Annotated in this window: 18 protein-coding genes and 1 pseudogene; 9 read left to right on the top strand and 10 right to left on the bottom strand. The window is 31.2% G+C overall.

Going from position 1 to position 21,826, the window contains the following annotated elements:
* The first annotated feature begins 72 nt into the window (after positions 1-72).
* Both brnQ and NRK67_12750 read left to right on the top strand, forming a co-directional pair.
* Positions 73-1,347 (top strand): branched-chain amino acid transport system II carrier protein, encoded by a 1,275-nt coding sequence (gene brnQ / locus NRK67_12755; GenBank protein ID UUV18152.1) that lies wholly within the window; start codon positions 73-75, stop codon positions 1,345-1,347.
* Between the two features lie 269 nt (positions 1,348-1,616).
* A complete protein-coding gene (locus NRK67_12750; protein UUV19938.1) occupies positions 1,617-1,742 on the top strand; it encodes a diguanylate cyclase in 126 nt (41 codons plus the stop codon).
* Positions 1,743-1,813: 71 nt separating this feature from the next.
* Here the strand turns inward: NRK67_12750 and NRK67_12745 are convergent, their stop codons facing one another.
* Complete coding sequence (locus NRK67_12745; GenBank protein ID UUV19937.1) at positions 1,814-3,052, bottom strand: potassium/proton antiporter; 1,239 nt, start codon at positions 3,050-3,052, stop codon at positions 1,814-1,816.
* A 19-nt stretch (positions 3,053-3,071) separates the two neighbouring features.
* Between NRK67_12745 and NRK67_12740 the strand changes: the two genes are divergently transcribed.
* From NRK67_12740 to NRK67_12730, 3 genes and pseudogenes are all read left to right on the top strand, one after another.
* Positions 3,072-3,203 carry a hypothetical protein gene (locus tag NRK67_12740; protein ID UUV18151.1) on the top strand — a complete coding sequence of 44 codons (132 nt, stop codon included), beginning with the start codon at positions 3,072-3,074 and terminating at the stop codon, positions 3,201-3,203.
* A gap of 21 nt (positions 3,204-3,224) precedes the next feature.
* A pseudogene (locus tag NRK67_12735) lies at positions 3,225-3,581 on the top strand (hypothetical protein).
* Between the two features lie 53 nt (positions 3,582-3,634).
* Positions 3,635-4,138 carry a mechanosensitive ion channel family protein gene (locus NRK67_12730; protein ID UUV18150.1) on the top strand — a complete coding sequence of 168 codons (504 nt, stop codon included), beginning with the start codon at positions 3,635-3,637 and terminating at the stop codon, positions 4,136-4,138.
* Positions 4,139-4,239: 101 nt separating this feature from the next.
* Here the strand turns inward: NRK67_12730 and NRK67_12725 are convergent, their stop codons facing one another.
* The 6 genes from NRK67_12725 to NRK67_12700 all read right to left on the bottom strand — a co-directional run bounded on the left by NRK67_12725 (position 4,240) and on the right by NRK67_12700 (position 14,228).
* Positions 4,240-6,972: a DUF748 domain-containing protein gene (locus NRK67_12725; protein UUV18149.1), complete on the bottom strand. Its 2,733-nt coding sequence runs from the start codon at positions 6,970-6,972 to the stop codon at positions 4,240-4,242.
* 216 nt (positions 6,973-7,188) lie between these two features.
* Entirely contained in the window at positions 7,189-8,649 is a 1,461-nt protein-coding gene (murJ, locus tag NRK67_12720; GenBank protein ID UUV18148.1) for a murein biosynthesis integral membrane protein MurJ, read from the bottom strand.
* A 1-nt stretch (position 8,650) separates the two neighbouring features.
* On the bottom strand, positions 8,651-9,340 hold the full coding sequence (locus NRK67_12715) for a segregation/condensation protein A (GenBank protein UUV18147.1): 690 nt from the start codon (positions 9,338-9,340) through the stop codon (positions 8,651-8,653).
* A gap of 48 nt (positions 9,341-9,388) precedes the next feature.
* Positions 9,389-10,315 carry a bifunctional riboflavin kinase/FAD synthetase gene (locus NRK67_12710; GenBank protein UUV18146.1) on the bottom strand — a complete coding sequence of 309 codons (927 nt, stop codon included), beginning with the start codon at positions 10,313-10,315 and terminating at the stop codon, positions 9,389-9,391.
* A 10-nt stretch (positions 10,316-10,325) separates the two neighbouring features.
* Positions 10,326-11,219 (bottom strand): DNA-binding protein WhiA, encoded by an 894-nt coding sequence (whiA, locus tag NRK67_12705; protein UUV18145.1) that lies wholly within the window; start codon positions 11,217-11,219, stop codon positions 10,326-10,328.
* Between the two features lie 12 nt (positions 11,220-11,231).
* Positions 11,232-14,228, bottom strand: a complete 2,997-nt coding sequence (locus NRK67_12700) for a DNA polymerase (GenBank protein UUV18144.1) — start codon at positions 14,226-14,228, stop codon at positions 11,232-11,234.
* Between the two features lie 411 nt (positions 14,229-14,639).
* Between NRK67_12700 and NRK67_12695 the strand changes: the two genes are divergently transcribed.
* The 3 genes from NRK67_12695 (at position 14,640) to NRK67_12685 (ending at position 17,192) form a co-directional block, all read left to right on the top strand.
* Positions 14,640-15,737 carry a Glu/Leu/Phe/Val dehydrogenase gene (locus NRK67_12695; protein ID UUV18143.1) on the top strand — a complete coding sequence of 366 codons (1,098 nt, stop codon included), beginning with the start codon at positions 14,640-14,642 and terminating at the stop codon, positions 15,735-15,737.
* 124 nt (positions 15,738-15,861) lie between these two features.
* Positions 15,862-16,959 (top strand): leucine dehydrogenase, encoded by a 1,098-nt coding sequence (locus NRK67_12690; protein UUV18142.1) that lies wholly within the window; start codon positions 15,862-15,864, stop codon positions 16,957-16,959.
* Positions 16,960-16,970: 11 nt separating this feature from the next.
* The gene (locus NRK67_12685) at positions 16,971-17,192 is read left to right on the top strand and encodes a hypothetical protein (GenBank protein UUV18141.1); all 222 of its coding nucleotides are present in this window, start codon (positions 16,971-16,973) and stop codon (positions 17,190-17,192) included.
* A gap of 122 nt (positions 17,193-17,314) precedes the next feature.
* Here NRK67_12685 and NRK67_12680 read toward each other — a convergent pair whose 3' ends face one another.
* Complete coding sequence (locus NRK67_12680) at positions 17,315-18,571, bottom strand: HD domain-containing protein (protein UUV18140.1); 1,257 nt, start codon at positions 18,569-18,571, stop codon at positions 17,315-17,317.
* Between the two features lie 128 nt (positions 18,572-18,699).
* Positions 18,700-19,887, bottom strand: coding sequence for a DEAD/DEAH box helicase (locus NRK67_12675; GenBank protein ID UUV18139.1), 1,188 nt, complete (start codon positions 19,885-19,887; stop codon positions 18,700-18,702).
* A gap of 167 nt (positions 19,888-20,054) precedes the next feature.
* On the opposite strand from NRK67_12675, the gene NRK67_12670 reads away from it, so the two are divergent.
* Positions 20,055-21,071 (top strand): DUF642 domain-containing protein, encoded by a 1,017-nt coding sequence (locus NRK67_12670; protein ID UUV18138.1) that lies wholly within the window; start codon positions 20,055-20,057, stop codon positions 21,069-21,071.
* 35 nt (positions 21,072-21,106) lie between these two features.
* Here NRK67_12670 and NRK67_12665 read toward each other — a convergent pair whose 3' ends face one another.
* Positions 21,107-21,718: an XRE family transcriptional regulator gene (locus NRK67_12665; protein ID UUV18137.1), complete on the bottom strand. Its 612-nt coding sequence runs from the start codon at positions 21,716-21,718 to the stop codon at positions 21,107-21,109.
* Positions 21,719-21,826: the final 108 nt, after the last annotated feature.

Raw genomic sequence — 21,826 nt, 5'->3', positions numbered from 1 at the left:
ATTAAAATTTAACAAAGTTAAGTTATATCAAACACGATATTGTTAAATATAAAAAGTATTAAAGGAGTATGTATGAAAAATAAAAATGATGTATTAGTATTTGGATTAGCAATATTTGCTATGTTCTTTGGAGCAGGGAATCTTATATTTCCCCCAGAGATTGGTTTGATGACTGGAAAAGAATGGTTAGGAGCTGCAGCAGGGTTTTTCCTTACCGGAATATGCCTTCCTGTCTGCGGACTTCTCGCCTTTAGCAGGGTTACAGATATAAATAAGTTTGGGAACAAAGTTTCCGATAGATTTAACACAGGCTATTTTACACTATTGATTCTTTCCATAGGACCAATGCTTGGAGCACCGAGAACAGCGGCTACAGCTTATGAGATGGGGATAGTTCCTAATTTTGGAGATATAAATCCTCTATTAGTCTCATCTATATATTTTGTTGTTGTGTATATTTTAGTTATGAAGCCTTCAAAATTAATGAATAATATAGGTAAATACCTGACACCTGTGATCTTGACAATCCTTGCAGCTATAATTCTTAAAGGATCTTTCATGGGGTTTGGAGTTCCAGGGAATAAAATTATAGATCAGAACTCATTTTCCTATGGATTCTTTGGTGGATATCAGACTATGGATGCTATAACTTCTGTAATATTAGGAGCAATAATAGTAAAAGGTCTCAAAGCTAATGGATATACCAGAGAAACAGAACAGAGAACTATGATAGTTAAATCAGGTATTCTAGCTGGTCTGGGAATGGCTCTTGTTTATGGAGGATTGTTATACCTTGGTGCTATGGCCAATGGCAACGGTCTGTCCCTCAGCAGATCTGAATTAATTATGTATTTTGCACAAACAACTATGGGATCTCTGGGTATAGCAGCTTTAGGGATGTGTGTAACTGTGGCTTGTTTAACAACTTCAATAGCACTGGTTGCCATAGTAGCTGATTTTTTCTCAGAGAGAACAAAGCTATCATACAGGGGGATCACAACAATAACCTGCGTAATATCAACAGTATTAGCAGCGACAGGATTAGGATTTATAATAGATATAGCAGTTCCTATACTGACAATCCTTTATCCAGTTACTATAATACTTATAGTGTTAAATATATTAAAGATAGACAATCATAATATATTCAAAGCAAGTATATATACCGGATTATCATTTAGTGTCCTAGAAGTTATATCCAAAGCAGGAATATCAGATAATATTACAGAAGCTTTCAGCCTCCTGCCATTTTCCTCTGAAGGGTTCGCCTGGCTACTGCCCACACTCTTTATTTCAGTCCTTACAGGGACCCTATTAAAGAGCCATGCAAGGGTTGTAGTTGAATAGAATAGTCAATATTAAGATCGTCGTAATGACGATTTTTTTTATCCTATAATAATCCCTCAGTTATTTAACTTATTCAAGTCAAATAACTAGTACTTTTGGCCTTTTTGCTTAACTTAATTAAACAATTCATTTAAATAATGAGTTAAATAGTTAACAAAAAAAATTATTATATATAATCGGAATATAACTCTACCACAACCCATGGAAATATTGACAGATAAGAAAATAGTTTTCAAACAAAACAGATTGCAATGGGAAAAGAAATTTAGATTAAAAGAGTCAATGGCAGATTGGGACATAGTGCCGGAGATGAAGCCTTAAAGATATTAACTGCAAATTCACGAAAAACTGATCTCATAGGCCGGTATGGAGGGGGAGAAATAAAATCGAGATAAATACTCAATAAAGATCAAGATATAATAAAGAGAGAGAAACATATTATATATATTATTTTTAATTAATTATCTTAAATGACCAATTGATTTTCAACCTTATTCCAATTTTCAATTAGTTGATCTAGTTTATTTTGATCCTCACCAAAAATAAGGAGGGAATCAGATTCTAATATTTTTGTATTTGCCTGAGGAAAAATTTGGTGTTTATTTCTTTCAATAAGAAGGAGAAGAACTCCTTTTTGAAATTGCATATCCATCACACTTTTATTATGGAATGAACTTCCACTTTTTACTTTTAATTTAATCATCTTTTCTTCCATAAATTCTATTTGTTCTAAGTCAGGTTCAATCCATTTGGAACTCTCCGTGTCTTTAATTCCAAATAATGTAGCCACAAATGGTAGCGTTGTTCCCTGTATAGCCACTGAGATTGCAACAACATAAAAAACTATGGGGAAGATAATTTCAGCGCCCTCTATCTTTGCAAGCACAGGAAGAATTGCAAAAACAATAGGAACGGCTCCTTTTAACCCTCCCCAGCTTATAAATAATTTTTCCTTCATGGAAAGTTTTGTTTTATAGAGAGTAATAATTACACTAAGTGGTCTGGCAATTAATATAAGTGCAAACCCTATAAAAGTTCCAACTTTCCAAACATTGAGTAATTCACTTGGGAATACTAGAAGTCCTAATATAAGAAATATACCAATTTCAACACCCCAGGATAGACTAGCAAAAAAACGTCTAGAACTTTTTTTGAACTGTATTGCTGAATTTCCTAATACCAATCCATAGATATAAATTGCAAGGTAACCATTACCATTTAATATATTTGTAATCCCAAAAGTTAAAAATACTCCAGATATCAGGATCAGCTGATGTATTTCTGGCAGCTTAATAGAAAATCTTTTAAGCAATCCTATACTTCCCCTAGCCGATAAAAATCCAACTAGTCCACCAACAACTATTTGAAGGAATAAAAACATTATTCCCTCAAGTGTACTAAAATCAGGCCTAGTAATCAGAATGATCAATAAAATTATAATTACATTAGCCATGGGATCATTTGTCCCTGATTCAACCAAGAGAATGGAGGAAACTTTTTTCTTTAATTTCAACCCTCCAAAGGAGAGAAGTGACATCACTGCCGATGCATCTGTAGATGACACAATAGCACCTATTAGAAGTGAATATGAAATACTGAATCCAGTAAAAAAATAAACTATAATCCCGACAATAGCTGTGTTTATAAATACCCCTATAAAAGCTAACAACAATCCTTCGAAAGCTCCATTTCTTACAGTATTGATATTCGTGGAAAAAGCTCCATTGAAAAGGATAAAAGAATTTTTTGTAGTAGATGAGAAAAATACTATCGATAAAAGAAAGGGGTTGGATCCGAGATCTTTCGGTTATATGTCTCTACACTATGTAGTTTCATTTTCACCAAAGGGAAAATAAAAAAAATTTAAAAGAGTCAAGTTTGAAATTCAAATTCGCAGCCTGTTGCAACATACTTGGGCTACTATAGAACATGAACTACAAACTAAAAAAAGAGAAATAATTTTTATATCTGATAAGTTAATTCAAGAAACTGAAGGAAAGAACATGGGAAAAATAGGGGTACTTTATTCAATGGCCTATGTATTGTTAGGAGAAAAAACATTCAGTGAAAAATTGAAATTTTTAGAGATGTTTAAAGCATTAAATGATGATGAAAGAAAAAGTATAGCAGAGATGATTAAAAAATACCATTTGGAATATAAAAAGAAATCCAAAAAATTTACTAAATATTCTTTAACAAATATTATTTTTAAGAATAAAAAAAGAATTAATTGATAATTTTTTTTACATCGCTAACTTAAATTTTTATTTTCAAGAGAGGAGAAGTTATGAATGAATTTTTTAAAGTCCTAGAAAAACCTATACTAAGTATATTGTTAATTATACTATTTTTATTTGTTAGAAAAACTTTTTATAAAGGGATTGATAGTTTCGGAAAAAAAAATTTACTTTCCCATGAAAGAATAAAAAGAACAAAAAGATTCATTACTTTTTTTATAGTAATAGCCATTTTTTCCATATTGTTATTGGTTTGGGGAGTAGAACTTCATGAGTTCTTCTTAATTGTCGCTACAGCTTTTACCATAATAGGTACAGCCTGTTTTGCCTCCTGGTCAAACCTCAGTAATATATCGTCTGGGATCATTCTTTTTTTTAGTTATAACATAAAACTTGGAGATAAAGTGAGACTAGGAAATGGTGAGAATACTATTGAAGGTATTATCCACGATATGAAATTATTCTATGTAGAAATAATTACTACAGAAGATGAAATTATTTTTTATCCTAACAATGTAATGCTGCATCAACCGATAATTATCTTAAAAAATTAAAAATTCTATTTCCTTCAATAAAAAGAGAAACAAGGATCTAGAGAGATTTAAATTTTTATAAAATAAAATCTCCTCAAAATTTTGAGGAGATTTTATTTATTTTAATGCTTTATTATTAATTCGATACTTGACATAGCCTTATTTCTTGAAATGTCTGAAATTTGAACTTTTACTCTTTGTCCTAGTTCTCTATCTTTAAAATAATTTTGAATTCCTTCACTTCTTTCTGTTACTATTTTATTTATTTCTCCTTCTAAAATTTCATCTTTTGTATCCCGTTTAAAAAACATCTCTTCCTTTAATTTTGTATTTAATAATTTTTTTTCGGTTTCTTTATCGGTAAATAGGGTAAAAATTATATTTATATCCTCTTTTTTTTCTAATATCTCAACCACTTTTTCCAATGTATTATTATCTTTAGTTTTAAAATTTGGATTTAAATACTCATACTCAATAAACAGATCTTTATCCTGACCTATATTGAAAGAGCTTAATATAAAGTCTGCTGGAGAAGCTACTGCTCTTATTAAGATGTTTTTTAATCCCTCTAAGATAACTCTGGATATTTTAAATTTGGGATTGTTAAAGTCACCGGATATAGGAAGATCTAATTTCAAATTATCCTCTCTGTCTTTAAGTATATTAACTCCTAATTTTAAAGGGATCATAGAATCTACCTTTGTTTTCTCCCCTATATTAATCTTTTCTACAGAGATAAGATTCTCCCCTACTACTTTTCCTTTATTTAGAGTGATATTACAGTTATAGTTAAGTTTTCCATTGTCAATTTCATTGGGTAAATTTTCAGAAAGAACCTGCTTAAAATCTAGGAAATTCAAATTAAATATATCTAACTGTCCATCCATATTTAAACTTACAGGAGAGAAATCCCAGCTTTTTTCCAATGAAGACAGAAAATTAAACTTAAACTTTCCACTACCTGTTAGATCCGCCCTTATGTTTCCGTTAAATTCCTTATTTTTTTCTGTAGTAAAATTATCTATATTGACTATAATATCTCTTAGATTATACTTTATATTTTTATGAATATAATCTAACCGGCCATTACTCACGCCTATATTTCCAATGAATAATCCAGGTAGTTTAACTTTCTCTTTTTTCTCTTCTTTTAAATTATTTTTTTCATGATCTTTGGAACTTTTCCCCTGTGTTATTTTTTTCTGTAAATTATTTTTTTCTTCTTTCTTCTTTATTTTAATCCATGGCCTCTCTAATTTTATTTTATTTAATCTTATTTTATTTTTGGATATTTCCCCTATCTCTATATCTCCATTTTTTAACCAAAAATTAACCTCATCCATATTAAAAGCTCCCCCTTGAGCTTTCATCTTTCCTATAATATGATAATCTTTACTATTCCTTGAGATAGTGTTATTAAATTTTAAACTTTCTAGTTTTAAAATCATCTTGTCTTTTTTCAATGACAGTTTTTTTAAAGAGATCAGATTTTCCATCTGAAGATTACCCTTTAAATAATTAAATTTTGAAGAAATATTTAAATTTCCATTTAAATATAATTTTTCTTGTAAAAGTGGATCAATATCTTTTAAATTTAAAGAGACTACATTTATATCTCCACCAATCCCAATATAATCTATGTCTTTTTCTTTTCTTACAGCCTTTTCTTTTTTTATCTCTCCCATAAAATTGACTTCAGAGTTTTGAAATTTTCCTATAAATTCTAAACTAGAATCTCCTTTTAATGTCCCTAAATCATTTATTTTAAAATTTTCTACCTCTAAGTTTGTTTTTTCATCATATATTTTATAATCTGATATTTGAAATTTTTTTATATTAAATACAGGATATTCTAACTCCTCTTTTTTTACACTACTCTTATTTTCTTTTTTATTTGAAATTTTTGAGATAAATGATATATACTTTTTAATATTCCCCGTATTCACTATCCCTTTATTTGTTCTTATATCCTCTAAAAAAAATTGGTTTTCTTTTATTTTAAAATTTTCTATTTTCCCTTCTATATAATCAATTGAAAAAAGTTTTCCAAACTCAGCAGAACTTACATTTAATTCCTTTAAACTAAATTCACCTTTTAAGTTATATACATTTTTAATAAAATTGCAATCAAAATTAAAGTAACTGTCTATCTCCCCCTCTAATTTTTCCAAACCATATAAAGCTTTTAATATATATAGTTTGTCATCTAATAAAAATTCTTTTGTCTCTATTTCTCCTGATAAAGATCCATCCTTTTTATATTCTAAATTTAAATTTATTTTTCCATTTTCATAAAAATCTACCATTGAGTTTAAGATAACATTTTTCTTTTCATACAATATTTGCGGTGTTTCCAGAGTAAATTTATTTTTACCTTGGACCACCTGGTTATTATAATAAAAAGTGAAATTATCTATAGTGATATTTTCTAATTCAACACTTTTTATATAGTGATTAGTTTCATTTACATCTTCTACTTTTTTATTGTCTGAACCTATTTTTTTTAAAATAGAGTCAAAATTGGCTGTCCCATCACTATATTTCAATGTGAAATTTGGATTTATAAGGGTTAACTCCTCTATATAAAATTTTCTTTTTAACAAGGGAAATATATCTATATTTACATTGAAAGAATCAAATTTCACGAAAATATTTTCCCCGTCATCCTCATATATCTTAAGATTTTCAATTGAAAGAATATTCCTAAGGTAATTATATCTAAAATCTCCGCTGCTTACTTTTCTTCCTATTGTTTTTTCTAGTTTATTTACTGCTATATTTTTCACTATTGATGGCAGCTGGTACATAAATATAATCCATCCTATAAATAAACCTATATAAATTTTTTTCTTCATTTTTTCTCAAACCTCTCCTTTTTTTATACCATCTCTATAATTTTTCTGAAATTATTTTAGTTTATCAACTCTACAGATCCAAACCTTTAATTTTCAAAAAAAATAACAGCTTCTCATGAATTTTGAGAAGCTATTATACTTTTCTATTCTTTTCTTAACTGCCTGTCTAAATTTAGTCTCTCCTAATTATTAGAAGAAACTAATAAAAAAACGAAGTTAAAATACCTCTAATTTATTTTTTTTCAGAGGCCATGCCCAGAGAGCCAAATAGATCCCGGAAAAAGTTATCAACTTTATAAAGACGTTATCTATATAAAAACTTCCTCCTAATGCCAGGAGCGTACTCATAACAACTTTAAATTTAAACTTTCCTATATAAGTCAGGTCTAACTTTATATATTTTTTATTGAATGTAATATATAACAGCATAAAATTAACCATAGATGCTATGGCTGTAGCCAGTGCCAGTCCTCTGTGTTGGAATTGTCTGATCAATACTGCATTTAAAATTATATTTATTATTATAGATACAATACTAAATATTACAGGTCTTTTAGTATCTTTCATCCCATAGAATGCCCGACTCATTAGATGAACTGCCGTATAAAAAAATAATCCCACTGAATAATATATCAAACTTTCAGAGGTAATAGTTATGGAATTTTGTGTAAATTCTCCATGACCTAAAACCAGTTTTATTATATCCCTTGCATAAAATATCAAGACTCCCATACTGGGTATGATTAAAAATTGTAAAAAATTTAATCCCCTCTGAAGACTCTTACTGACTACTTCAGTTTCATTGTTTGAAATAGCCTTAGAAAGGGTAGGATAGATTACTGTAGCTATGGAAATACCAAATACTCCCAGTGGCAGATTATATATCCTTGTAGCATTTTCTAATGCTGATACTCCTCCGCTGGCCAAATGAGATGCAAAAAACTGATCCACTATACTATTTATCTGTCTGGCAAAGATCCCAAGAAGCATAGGTATCATCAGGATAAAGATCTTTTTTAGGTCATCATCTTTAAAATCTATCTTAAATTCATAGTTTTTAACTATTTTTATAAAGGCAGGGAGGACCACTAAAAATTGTAACAGTCCACCTGCAACTACTCCTACTGCCATTGCCGTCACACCATATTGTTTCCCATAAACCATAATACTCATTATTATGGCAAAGTTAAAAAATAATGAGGTACTGGCAGGAATTAAAAACTTTTTAAAATTATTTAATATAGCAGAGATCATCCCGGCTAAACCTATAAATACAAAATAAACAGCCATTATTTTTAAAAGTTTAGAAGCTATAATCTTCGTTTCCTCAGGATATCCTGTTACAATAAAATTAATTATATTGTCGGAAAAGATAACCATGAGGATGGTTATCAGAGTTGTAAATATAAATAACAAGTTTAAGACTGAATATATCAGAGATTTAGATTTTTCAGCCCCGTATTTTTTTTCCTTATCGTTGTAGACTGGAATAAATACTGTTCCTAAAGCTCCCTCTCCCAATAATTGTCTGAAAAAATTACTTATCTTAAAGGCACTAAAATAAGCATCGGTATACTTGGTTGCTCCAAAATAATATGCAATAAGTGCTGTTCGAACCAACCCTAAAACTCTGCTGGCTAAGGTGATTATCATAATTAAAATACCACTTTTAAACATCCTAGATCACCTCACAGGGAGTTTTTAATTTTATTCCATGTTCTAATATCTCGATGTCATCATCTCTGTATAATTCCAAGAGGGATAAAAATAGATATACCAGGTGAAGTCTGTCTACAGCTTTGGAAAATATATCCTCTAAATAAACTTCCCTTCCTACAGGTATGCTCTTCCATAATTTATTTTTTTCCTCTTTAAGATCGTATTTAACTTCGATATCGATCTCATATACATCTGTATTTTTTATATATTTAGAATAGATCTGAAATATCAGGTTCCCGCTTAGATTGGACAGATCAAAATCTGTATTGGGAACCTTTATTATATTTTTCCCTTTACTGAATTTAGTATAGGAAATATTATATTCATTTTCTAATTCCCTTATTTTTTCACTCAATTCCTTAAATAATTTATATTCTGCAAGTTTTTGTGAAAGAGCTTCCTCTTTTTTCTCCTTCTCCCTCATATTTAAGATAGATAGTGCTTTTATTTCCAATAATTCACTGGCTACTCCTAAAAATTCTACCTTGATGGAGACACTTTCCCTTCTGGCTTCCTCTATGAGGGAAAGATATTCATCTATAAGGGTACTTATCTTTACCTCTGTTATCTTCATCTCTTTTTTTTCCAAAAGATGGAGGAGAAGATCCAGGGGACCTTCAAAATTTTCTAATTTAATCTCTAATTTCATTTTTACCTTCTTTAATTTTTTTATTTTATATTTATTGTTATTTTTAGTTTAGTTATTTTGCAGATAGCCCTTCCATATCAAAACATCGTTGGCGATAGCTGTTTTTAATTCATCTATGGAATTAAATTTTTTTTCAGATCGGAGGTTTTTTATCAACTCCACAACAACCTTTTTCCCATATATATAGTCTGAAAAATCCAATATATGAGTTTCTACACTTAGTTCCCCATCTTTTAGTGTGGGATTTCTTCCTATATTTACTACTCCGTCATATACCTTGTCATAACCCTCTATCTGAACTTTAGCTCCATATATCCCAAATGGAGGATAGATCTTATCCATTAATTTTAAATTTGCTGTGGGAAATCCCAGCTGATGTCCGTACTTTTTCCCATGAACTACATTTCCTATTATAAATAAATTATAACCCAATAGATTTTTTACTGTATCCAACTCTCCACAGGTTATCAATTCCCTGATTAAAGTACTGCTTATGACTTTTTTCCCTGAAGTTACAGGATTTGTCTTATTTACCTCGATTCCACAGGTTTTTCCCATCTCTATCATGTCATCTACAGTAGCTGCTCCTCCTGCACCAAATCTAAAATTAAATCCTACAAAAATTTCACGGGTTCTAAACATCTTTAGTAGTTTTAAAAATTCTAATGGTGTAAGGGCAGAGAAATTTTTATCAAATTTTTGAAATATAACATAATCTACTCCCAGCTTTTCCAAAAGGTGGACCTTCTCCTCCTTTGAATTTATCAGTTTAGGAGCTGTTTTTTGAGACATAAAACTTTTAGGATGTTTATCAAAGGTAAATACCACTGATTTCCCCCCTATTTTTTTTGCCCTCTTAATCGCCCCTTCAATTACATTTTTATGACCTTCGTGTATTCCATCAAATGCTCCAATCGCCACACATAGATCGTGATTTTTCTCTTTTAATTGAAATATATCATCTATGATTTTCATACTATACTCCTTATTTATTTTCTTCTTTCAAATCATTATAGATCTTTTCTATCCGTCTAAACCTATTTCTAACTCCAGATTTACTCAAATTAATCAGATTTCCTAATTCATGAAGGGAAAATTCTGGATTTTGTAACCTCAGCATAGCTATCTCCTGCAATACAGGGGTTAGTGAAGAAAGACCTATCTCCTTATCTATATACTCTATCATAAGTACGTGTTTTCTCCCAGTATTTAGTGTCTTTGTCTCATTAGCTACTTCCCAGTTTATCTCTCGAATGGTCTTATTTTTTATCTCTTTCATCATTATTGTTTCTTCATATTTAAAAAATTCTTTCAGGATCCCCACTGCCACTAAAACATCCATAATATCCTCTGAATTTCTCAGGTATATCAGGAATTTATTCCTTTTAGTTGTTTTAAAACACCTTTTATCCCTGAATTTTAAAAGGGAATAAAGTTTGTCCGCTACTTCTTCAGAATCTATAAAAAAATCAATGGCATATTCTTTTTCCGGATCTTTTATATATCCGCAGGCCAAAAATAACCCTCTGAGAAAACCATTATACAGATCCTCCCTTTGATCTAACTGCTCCTCTATCAACCTAAAAGAATCTAAAAACTTATTATATCCCATCTGGTAGGGTATAGTAACTACATATACCTTATGTTCCCCCAGTTTTTTACTGATAGAATATTTTATAAAAGTCTTTAAATTTGTTAATTTTTTAAAGAGTTCAACCACCCTCTGTGAAAGAGGGTAGTTTTCCAAAGTTATCTCAATTTTTTTTTCGTAGAATGCATTCTTCGAATAAAGTATTCCATAAATCTCAGCTAGATTTTCATCGTAACTATCTATCTCTTTACTAAAAATTTCATCTTTTATCCTAAATGTATATGACATCTCCACTCCTATCTATTTAGCTTCACTCCAATTATAACCCATAGCTACATTAGCCTTTAATTTCACATGATCTAGTTTTACAGTAGTTTCCATTGTATTTTTGATAAGTTTTGCATATTCTTCTATCTTTTCTTCCTTTACTTCAAAGATCAATTCATCATGAACCTGTAAGTTCATCTTTATGTCTTCCCTGCCCTCTAACTTTTTATTTAATTCCACCATTACTATTTTTAAAATATCTGCTGCTGTTCCCTGGATCACAGAGTTTACTGCCATTCTTTCAGCCTGTTTTACAATGTTTTTATTGGAAGAATTTATACCGTCTATCGTCCTTTTTCTATCATAGAGGGTTCTTACAAATCCATCACATTTAGCATCTTCTATTATCTTAGTTTCCAGAGCCTTAACCCCTGGATATTGGTTAAAATATCTCGCAATATATTCTTTGGCTTCACTGAGGCTTATTTTCAGCTCACTGGACAATCCAAAGGCTGTTTTCCCATAGATTATACTAAAATTAACGATTTTTGCCAAAGATCTTTTTTCACGACTTACTTCCTCATCCTCTGTCAGAGAAAATAATTTTCTGGCTGTAAGGTCATGGAGATCCTTATCCTGCTCATAGGCAAGGATCAGAGTTTCATCCTGACTTATTTCTGCTAAAACTCTAAGCTCTATTTGAGAATAATCAATAGCCAGGAGTTTATATCCGTCTTTTGCCACAAATCCCTGTCTGATCTTTATCCCCTCTGGTGTTTTCACTGGGATATTTTGCAGATTTGGATTGGACGACGACAATCTTCCCGTTGCAGTTCCTGTCTGATTAAATGTTGTGTGTATCCTGCTATGTTCATCTACTAATTTAGGCAATGCCTCTACATAGGTACTCTGTAATTTAGCTAATTTTCTATATTCCAAGATATTTTTGGCAATAATTTCTCCATCTCTGTCCCTAAGTACTTCTAAGACCTCTACCCCTACAGATTCTTTCTTTACCTTAGATAGTTTCATCAGTTGGAATAAAACTATACCCAATTGTTTAGGTGAAGCTATATTGAATACCAGCTGATTATTCAATAGTTCTTCCAGATCTGCTTTTTCTACCTTCTCTTCGTAGGCAGTATATTCAGATTTTTTCTTATAGTTAAGTTTCCCTAATTGTAAGAGGCTCTCCCTGATCTGACTTTCAGTCAATTCCATCATGTTGATGTTATGTTCCACACCTTTTTTTACTTCAGCTTTGATTTGAGGAATTATCTCATCTAATTTTACAGCTAATTCTTGCTGGTATTCCTTGAAGTATTCCAAATCAATTAGGATCCCTTCTTCTTCCATCTTATATAATACCTTAACTAATTCCATCTCGATATTGTATATCTTTGCTAAGTTTTCCTCTTCCAATTCCTCTAAAAATTTAGCTCCTGATCTGTATAGAAATTTAGCTCTGATCTCTAAAAAATCATGCATATCTTCTAAACTCATCTTTTCAATAGATTTTTCTTTTAAAATCTCACTTTGTGTTTTTAAAACCTCACCATCTCTGTCTAGAACCAGGTTTTCAAACTCTTCCTTTGTATGATTGGTCAAAAGATAGTTTCCTATAAAGATGTCACACTTTATATTTTTAGGATCTATCCCTGATTTTAGTAATTTCTTATATCCATAGACTATATATGGTGTATCCAGTTGAAGTAATGGTTTTAAAGCATCTAAAGTTATCTCTGCTGTTATAAGAGCACTTGGATTTAAAGAGACATATCTGCTCCCCTTATCTGTAATAAATACTATCCCGCTTTCATTTGCAAAGAGTGCCACCTGGTCAGATTTTTTTATCTCTTTTTTTAATTTCTTTATTCCGTCTAAATCAACAATATTGCTTCTTTCAAATTCTTTTTCCACTAAAACTTCCATTTTCTGCTTTTTTTCAGAAAAATTTTCTTCTACTTTTTTCTCTATCAGTTTAAATTCTTCCATTGTTATAGATACAGTATCTATAACTTTTAAGATCTCTTCCAAAGCTTTTTTTAGTTCACTTTGTCTTTGAGAACCTGTCTCTTCTGTAACTTTTTCTAAACTTTCCACATTTTGAATATCCAAAGTTGGTTTATCCTTGTCTTCTTTTTCCAATTCTAAAGTAAATCTTTTGATGTAGCTTTTAAAATTTAATTCCTTGCATAATTCTACCAGCTTATTCAAGTCTTTATTATATTCCATATCTTTCAAATTAAAATTCAGGTCGATATCTGTTTTTATAACTGCCAGTTCTCTGCTCAGAAATGCCAGTTCCTTATCCTCAATAATATTTTTTACTAACCCTTTTCCTATCCCGGGGATGTCGCTTAATTTTTCTACATTTTCATATATTCCCTCTAAGTCTCCATATAGATCTAACATTGGAACTGCTTTTTTAGGACCTACTTTTCTGACACCTGGTATCCCGTCACTGGAATCTCCAATAAGACCAAATAGATCAGGAATTAATTCTGGTGTGACTCCTAATTGTGCCACTACATCTTCAGGAGTTCGAAGGATTCCAAATCTGCTTTTCCCATCTCCCTTTCCTAAAAGAGCAATGTTTATATTTTCATCCAAAACCTGAGAAAGGTCTTTATCTCCAGTGACTACATATGTTTCTATTCCCTCTTTTGAGAGTTCCTTTGCATAAGTTCCCATAACATCATCAGCTTCGTGCCCTTCAATTTTTACTTTTTTTATATTAAATACATCTAAGAGTTCCTCAATTCTTTTTATCTGCAAAGCCAGATCATCTGGCATTGGTTTTCTATCAGATTTATACTTATCATAAATTTTTGTTCTCTCCAAAGATTTTCTGCTTACATCAAAAGCCCCTATTATATATTCAGGTTCAAATTCTTTTAGGACTCCTAGGAGTGTATTTAAAAATCCAAAGGTTGCACCGGTTGGTTCTGAACTTGTTCTAAGGTTCATATGTGCATAATATGATCTGTACATAATTGCACTTACATCTAATAATACTGCTTTTTTCATTTTATTTTCTCCTCATATTTTTCCATTTTTAAATTATTTGTTTTATTCTGTGGAAATATATTAATTATTTTTTTATTTTTAAATTAAATAGATTCAATTGAACTAAATATAAATAATAATATCACTATTTATTATATCATAAATTATTTTTATTTAGAGCTTATTTAAAGATTTTATGTATTTTATTTGGTTTTATTATTTTTATTTTAAATTTTATATAAACTAATTATCGGACTATATAACGCATAAAGTAATTATAATATAGTACATATGTGTCTTGTCAAAAAAAAACATTATTTTTTTGAAAAAAAGCCTTGATTTTTGTAAAAAAATAGATTATAAACTTAATAGTGACAATTAAACAACTCAAATGTTTGTAAATGAAACAATATATTCAAAGGGGGATTAACGATGAAAAAGTTTGACTACATGGAGAAATTTGGACATGAGCAATTGGTGTTCTTTCACGACAAAGCTACTGGATTAAAAGGAATTACTGGAATTCACGATACTACTTTAGGACCTGCCTTAGGTGGAACTAGATTATGGAACTACGCTACTGAAGAAGAAGCTATTGAAGATGTGCTAAGACTTAGTAGAGGTATGACATATAAGGCTGCTTGTGCTGGTTTAAATCTTGGTGGGGGAAAAACTGTTCTTATTGGAGATCCTAAAACAGTTAAATCTGAAGCTTATTTCAGAGGATTAGGAAGATTTGTTCAATCATTAAATGGTAGATATATCACTGCTGAAGATGTTAATACATCTACTAAAGATATGTTATTCTTATCTATGGAAACTGACCATGTTGTTGGATTACCTGGTAAGAGTGGAAACCCTTCACCTGTTACTGCTTGGGGAACATTCGCTGGATTAAAAGCTACTTTAAAAGAAGCTTTTGGATCTGATTCAGTAGCTGACAAGACTTTCGCTGTACAAGGTGCAGGACAAACTGGTTATTTCTTAATCAAATACTTATTAGGATATGATTTCTTAACTGATACTTATACTAAAGAAAAAGCAAAGAAAATATACTTTACAGAAATTAATGAAGAGCATATTGCTAGAATGAAAGCTGAGCATCCTGAAGTTGAATTCGTTGCTCCAAGTGATATCTATGGGTTAGATGTTGACTTATTCGCTCCTTGTGCATTAGGAGGAGTTATCAACGATGAGACTATCCCTCAATTTAAGTGTAAAGCTATTGCCGGATCTTCAAACAACGTTTTAAAAGAAGACTCACATGCTGATGTTTTAAGAGAGAAAGGTATAGTTTATGCTCCAGATTACGTTATCAACGCTGCTGGATTGATCAACGTTTACTATGAAATCAAAGGATATAACAGAGTTAATGCGCTTAATGATTCTGAATTAATCTACGACAGATTATTAGATATCTATAAGATTGCAAATGAGCAAAATATCTCTACTCATGCTGCTGCTTCTCAATATGCTGAGCATAGAATGGAAACTATGAAAAATATAAATAGAACTTATATCAAAAGATAGAAGTTTTTAGATAAAGAAAAGGAAGTTTTGCTTCCTTTTTCTTTATTTTTTGGAAAATTTCAAAAGATGATATATTATAGTAATAGAGATAAATTTATTCTCAGCTAAATTTCAGGAGGTATTTATGAAAATTTTTGATTATATGGAAAAATTTGGACATGAACAATTGGTATTCTTTCATGATAAAGCTACTAAGCTAAAGGGAATTACGGGTATCCACGATACTACTCTAGGACCTGCCTTAGGTGGAACTAGATTATGGAACTACGCTACTGAGGACGAAGCTACCGAAGATGTCTTGAGACTTAGCAGAGGTATGACATATAAGGCTGCTTGTGCTGGTTTAAATCTTGGTGGAGGAAAAACTGTTCTTATTGGAGATCCTAAGAAAGTTAAATCTGAAGCTTATTTTAGAGGATTAGGAAGATTTGTTCAATCATTAAATGGTCGATATATCACTGCTGAAGATGTTAATACCTCTACTAAAGATATGTTATTCCTATCTATGGAAACTGACCACGTTGTTGGATTACCTGGTAAGAGTGGAAACCCTTCACCTGTTACTGCATGGGGAGTATTCGCAGGATTAAAAGCTACTTTAAAGGAAACTTTCGGTTCTGATTCTGTAGCTGACAAAACTTTTGCTGTACAAGGTGCAGGACAAACTGGTTATTTCTTAATCAAATATTTATTAGGGTATGATTTCTTAACTGATACTTATACTGAAGAAAAAGCTAAAAAAATCTACTTTACTGAAGTAAATGAAGAGCATATTGCTAGAATGAAAGCTGAACATCCTGAAGTTGAATTCGTTGCTCCAGATGATATCTATGGATTAGATGTTGATTTATTCGCTCCTTGTGCACTTGGAGGAGTTATCAATGACGAGACTATCTCTCAATTTAAGTGTAAAGCTATTGCCGGATCTTCAAACAATGTTTTAAAAGAAGACTCACATGCTGACGTTTTAAGAGAGAAAGGTATAGTTTACGCTCCAGATTACGTTATCAACGCTGCTGGATTGATCAACGTTTACTATGAAATCAAAGGATATAACAGAGTTAATGCACTTCATGACTCTGAATTAATTTATGACAGATTATTAGACATCTACAAGATTTCTAAAGAGCAAGGTATCTCTACTCACGCTGCTGCTTCTCACTATGCAGAGTATAGAATAGAGATCATTAAAAATATACATAGAACTTATATAAAAAGATAAGGAGTCATTCGGTGAATTTTAAAATTAATGATATAAAAAAATTACTCCACGATCAAAATTATTTAGAATTTGACAGACTGTTAGTCACCATGGAAAAAAATTTAAAAAAAGAAATTACTATTTATATTTTAGATGATAAAGGGAGCAGATTAAATGTCATCAATACCTTTGAGGAATTGGAAGAGTTTAAAAAATTGATGATCCAGGTATATGGAATCTATGGATATTTTTAAAGTAACATGATGTTGTATCCAGACAGGTAATATTTATATGACACCCTTGCTGATATAATTTCCTAGATAATTAAAAAACAAGCTGACTTTAAAGAAACATCTTTAAAGTCAGCTTGTTTTATTTAATATAGATCGTCTTCTTTCCAGGTATGTTCCATATAATTTCTATAAAAATCCAAAGTTTTTTCCTGTTTAATATGTATATAGTTTACTATTATCTGATAATTATCAAATAATAGATCTACAAACTTCATATCTATAAAATTGTTCCGCCCCATTTTTTTCATTATTTCAAATATTTTATCTTTTCCCATCTCATTTCTATATGATTTTCTCTCCATCCTGGAAATAAATATATCTGAGACTGCGATAATTCTAGCTCCTGTATCTAAATCTTTAGCTACACGATGAAACGGATACCCGCTTCCATCCAATTTTTCATGGTGGTAGGATGCCCACTGTACTATCTGATGCAGTCCCCCTATAGAATTTAAAATCTGATAGGTATAGTAGGGATGACTTTTAACAATTTCAAATTCTTCTTTGGTGAGTTCACCTTTCTTTTCCAGGATACTGTTTGGAACTATCAGCTTTCCTAAATCATGAAAATTAGCAGCTATCCTCAACACCTTGATCTCTAACTCTGTGAGACCAAATAAATTCCCCAGCATCTCAGAACAAGCTGATACTCCTGTAGTATGAGTTACTGTATATTTTGATTTAAAATCAATCACATCTTTAAAAAGATCACCCATACTGGCAAGTTCATTTAAGTTAACTTCTTTTTTCTTTAGAGGCCCTTCATGCAAAAGGATAGAATATAATCTATAAGATGTCAGATCAAACCAGAACTCCTCCTTGGTTGAGATCTCTTTAAATCCTCCTACTACTTTGCTGTTTAATATTTCATCCTCTAATCTAGCCAGTTCTTTCCATATATTTTCTACCTGATGGAGGATATACCTGTCTCTGCTGATCATCATATCTACAAAGTTAGCAAGGAGGATAATCTGTGAAGATATAGTCAATGGTTTATCGATATTTCCCTTCCAGTCTTTCCAATCTAAATAATGATATCTTATAATCTTGGCAGCATCTTTTAATATGGGTACCCTCTGGACAAATAATTCCCCCCTTATACACTGCAATTCATAGTCTATACTTTCCTCTGAATTAATTTTTTTCCCAATATCATGCAGTAAAGAAGCTATAAATATATTTTCTATAGTTACTTCATCTAAATTAAGGTATCTTGCTAATTCTAACGCAATAAAAGCTGTCCTCAATTGATGCTGCGGTGAATTTTGATTTGCCATATCTATAGATTCCGATAGAGATAATAGCAAATTACCTAGATTAATTGTAAAACTCTCCTTCAAAGTAACCCCTCCTCCTGTATAAATTTCTCACTAAAGTTTTTATACTGAAAAAAAAATTTAAATCCTACTTTTTTTGAACAAGATTTTCCAAATAAATATTTTTTGAAGATCAAAGAAAGGTTAAAAAATTATTTTCTTTCCCCGCTTCTTGTTTTTATTTTTTTATTATATTTCTTTTTAAGGGAATCATTTGTATTCACCACATCTTTTGCTCCATCATACTCCACTCTCTCCAATGGTTTTCCCAAGAGTGATTCGATCTCTCCTAATACTCTTCTGTCTTTTGGATCTACAAATAGATATGTTTCTCCCTCTTCTCCTGCTCTGGCAGTCCGTCCTATACGATGAATATATGTTTCAGCTTTTTCCGGTATATCTACATTAAATATATGGGTTACTCCTGTGATATCCAGTCCACGGGATGCAACATCTGTGGCTACCAAATATTGTATCTCAGCTTTTTTAAATGACTTTATAATTTTTTCCCTTTTAATCTGAGGTATGTCACTATGTAATTTTTGTACATTGTAACCTCTCTCCTCCAACTTAGCCTCTATCTTATCTACTCTGGCTTTGGTTCTACAAAATATAATAGCCATAAAAGGATTAGTTCTATTTAAAATAGTCGCAAGAGCATCTATTTTCCATCTGTCTGTAGTTTCTACCAAATATTTTTTCATCTTGTCATTTTTATTTTCATCCTCTACATTTACCACTAGAGGGTCTTTTGTAATCCTATATGCTATTTTTTTTACCTGACTACTAAGAGTAGCTGAGTAGCACAAAGTCTGTCTTTTTTTATTACTCTTATTCAAGATTATTTCCACTTCTTTTTGAAATCCCATAAGAAGTGTTTGGTCTACTTCATCTAAGACCAATGTTTTTAAAGTATTTAGTTTTATCAATCCCTGGTTGATAAAGTCTACCAACCTTCCCGGTGTAGCAACTATAAGGTCTACTGAACCCTTTGCCTCTTTCAGCTGCTTAGAATATTCCTTTCCTCCATAGATAGTTAGGATATTGATCTTATTACAGTTTATCTTTTGGGCTTCTTCCGATATTTGTATAGCTAATTCCCTTGTGGGACTTATAATAACCCCCTGGATACCGCTATTATTAGACTGCATCAGATTCATCATAGGCAGAAGGAAAGCTAAAGTTTTTCCTGTTCCTGTAGGTGCTTCTGCTATTATATCTTTTTTATCTAGTATTGCCTCTATGCTCATCTCCTGTATGGGAGTAGGAGTTTTGATTCCGTTTTTTTTCAGAGAATCCACAAATTCCCTCTTTATTCCTAAATCTTTAAATGTATACATAATTAATTCTTCACCTCATTTTTTATTTTACTCTAAATTATATCATAAAAATTCCCTCTTTATGGAAGAAAAGAAAATTTGTTTACATAAATGAAAAATAATTAATGTAGAAGGATACAAATTTAAATGGTAATATAGAAGTAAATATATTTAACGGAGGTAAGATTATGGATAACACCTATTCTTCAAACCCCTATAAAAAAAATCTTGGTTTTACCATGATAGAACTATTGATAGTAATAGGAATAATAGGATTATTAGCTACTACCCTTGTACCAAAGCTCAGAAAAGAACTGGCCAAAGGCAAGGTCGCAAAGGTACAGCATAAGTTAGGTTTAATTAGGTCAAAACTCTCCATCGACAGCAACTTTACCGATGAATTTCCTAACCTGGGTTCCAACGATGTGAATTTACTGAATCAATTTGACATTCATCCTACTGAAGCATTTTCAGATAATAATGGTTCTCATGGTGATACAGATAGAGTTGTTGGAATAAGAGATAATACAGGAGGATGGTTTTATAATCGAACTAAGGGTGAAATCTATGCCAACCTTCCTAACGGGGCATATACCTACGACAAAGTATATGAAATCTGGAAAGAAGAAGGTTTTGTAACCTTAGAGGATCTTCAAAATTTAGAGGATGTAGGAGATACTGCAGCTATGGCAGTTGATGACGATGGAAAATATATAAATAATCCAAGTTTTGAAACACTTCCTAGATCTGTTAATACGTGGAGTCTTTTTAATGAAGACGAGATTGAACATTGGCAGACTACTGCTACAGATAAAAAAATAGAAGTATGGAAAGACGGCTTTCAAGGAGTAAATGCTGTGGATGGAGATTATTTTCTAGAATTAAATGCAAACCAGGTTGCTTCTTTATATCAGGATGTTGTTACCATCCCTGGGACTACTTTAGTGTGGTCTGTCAGCCATAGGGGAAGAACGGGAACAGATACTGCTTCATTAAGTGTAGGCGGTCCTGACAGTAATCTAGATATCCAGGAAACTATGACAACTGGAAATAGCGGATGGGTAACCTATACTCAGGAGTACGTAGTTCCTGAAGGACAAACAGTTACCAGATTCTCTTTGGATTCTATTGACTCAGCAAGCAGCAGCCTGTCGGTAGGAAATCTAATCGATAATTTTACTGTAAAAGTTAAACTGGATAATTAAAAAAAATTCTCATAGATATATCTATGAGAATTTTTTTATTCATCTATTTCTTTGTCAGGACTCTTATAAAATAACTCTCCGTCTGTATCTATTAAAAAATTAGGAGTATTCACAGTAATAAATTTAACCGTCTTATTGGTATTATTTATCCAGTTATGGGGAGATGATGTTAAATAATGTGCAGTATACTCTGGATATAGATCCGTTTTTACTCCGTCTACTACAAGGGTAAGTATACCTTCCAATACATATATAAACTCCTCTCCCTCATGTTCATGTTCTCTTTCTAAAGCAGAACTTTTCTGTCCCGGTAAAAGCTCAATGAGCCTTGGAAGCAGTTGTTTATCCTCTATTACTTTGGAAAGATAATATTGAATAGAGTTACCTCTGGCAATTGGTGAAACTCTTCTTTCATAAGATTTCATTACATAACTTTTTTCATTTGTTGCATGAGTAAAAAAGAAACTTATATCAACGTCAAATATCTTCGATAATTTTTCCAGATCATCAATTGCAACACTGGTCATTCCTCTCTCCAATTGTGATAAAAATCCTACCGAAAGATCTGAAAGTAAACTTAATTCTTTTAATGTCATTTTTCTTTTAGTTCTTAATTTTTTTATACGATTCCCTACAGTTTTGTTCATAGTAACTCCTTTTGTTCGATTTCCCTCTTCACATTCTAACACACTATCAATATAAAGCAAATATAGTAAACAAATAAAATATATTTATCCTATAAAAAGTTTGTAATT

It is taken from the genome of Fusobacteria bacterium ZRK30, assembly GCA_024628785.1.
Classification (GTDB): Bacteria; Fusobacteriota; Fusobacteriia; order Fusobacteriales; family Fusobacteriaceae; genus Psychrilyobacter.
The sequence above is the reverse complement of the archived record's forward strand: the minus strand, read 5'-3'. Positions and strand labels throughout refer to the sequence as shown.

Coding starts and splice junctions, on each gene's coding strand:
- brnQ (UUV18152.1), top strand. CDS start 73: ATGAAAAATAAAAATGATGTATTAGTATTTGGATTAGCAATATTTGCT.
- NRK67_12730 (UUV18150.1), top strand. CDS start 3,635: ATGAATGAATTTTTTAAAGTCCTAGAAAAACCTATACTAAGTATATTG.
- NRK67_12725 (UUV18149.1), bottom strand. CDS start 6,972: ATGAAGAAAAAAATTTATATAGGTTTATTTATAGGATGGATTATATTT.
- murJ (UUV18148.1), bottom strand. CDS start 8,649: ATGTTTAAAAGTGGTATTTTAATTATGATAATCACCTTAGCCAGCAGA.
- NRK67_12715 (UUV18147.1), bottom strand. CDS start 9,340: ATGAAATTAGAGATTAAATTAGAAAATTTTGAAGGTCCCCTGGATCTT.
- NRK67_12710 (UUV18146.1), bottom strand. CDS start 10,315: ATGAAAATCATAGATGATATATTTCAATTAAAAGAGAAAAATCACGAT.
- whiA (UUV18145.1), bottom strand. CDS start 11,219: ATGTCATATACATTTAGGATAAAAGATGAAATTTTTAGTAAAGAGATA.
- NRK67_12700 (UUV18144.1), bottom strand. CDS start 14,228: ATGAAAAAAGCAGTATTATTAGATGTAAGTGCAATTATGTACAGATCA.
- NRK67_12695 (UUV18143.1), top strand. CDS start 14,640: ATGAAAAAGTTTGACTACATGGAGAAATTTGGACATGAGCAATTGGTG.
- NRK67_12690 (UUV18142.1), top strand. CDS start 15,862: ATGAAAATTTTTGATTATATGGAAAAATTTGGACATGAACAATTGGTA.
- NRK67_12675 (UUV18139.1), bottom strand. CDS start 19,887: ATGTATACATTTAAAGATTTAGGAATAAAGAGGGAATTTGTGGATTCT.
- NRK67_12670 (UUV18138.1), top strand. CDS start 20,055: ATGGATAACACCTATTCTTCAAACCCCTATAAAAAAAATCTTGGTTTT.
- NRK67_12665 (UUV18137.1), bottom strand. CDS start 21,718: ATGAACAAAACTGTAGGGAATCGTATAAAAAAATTAAGAACTAAAAGA.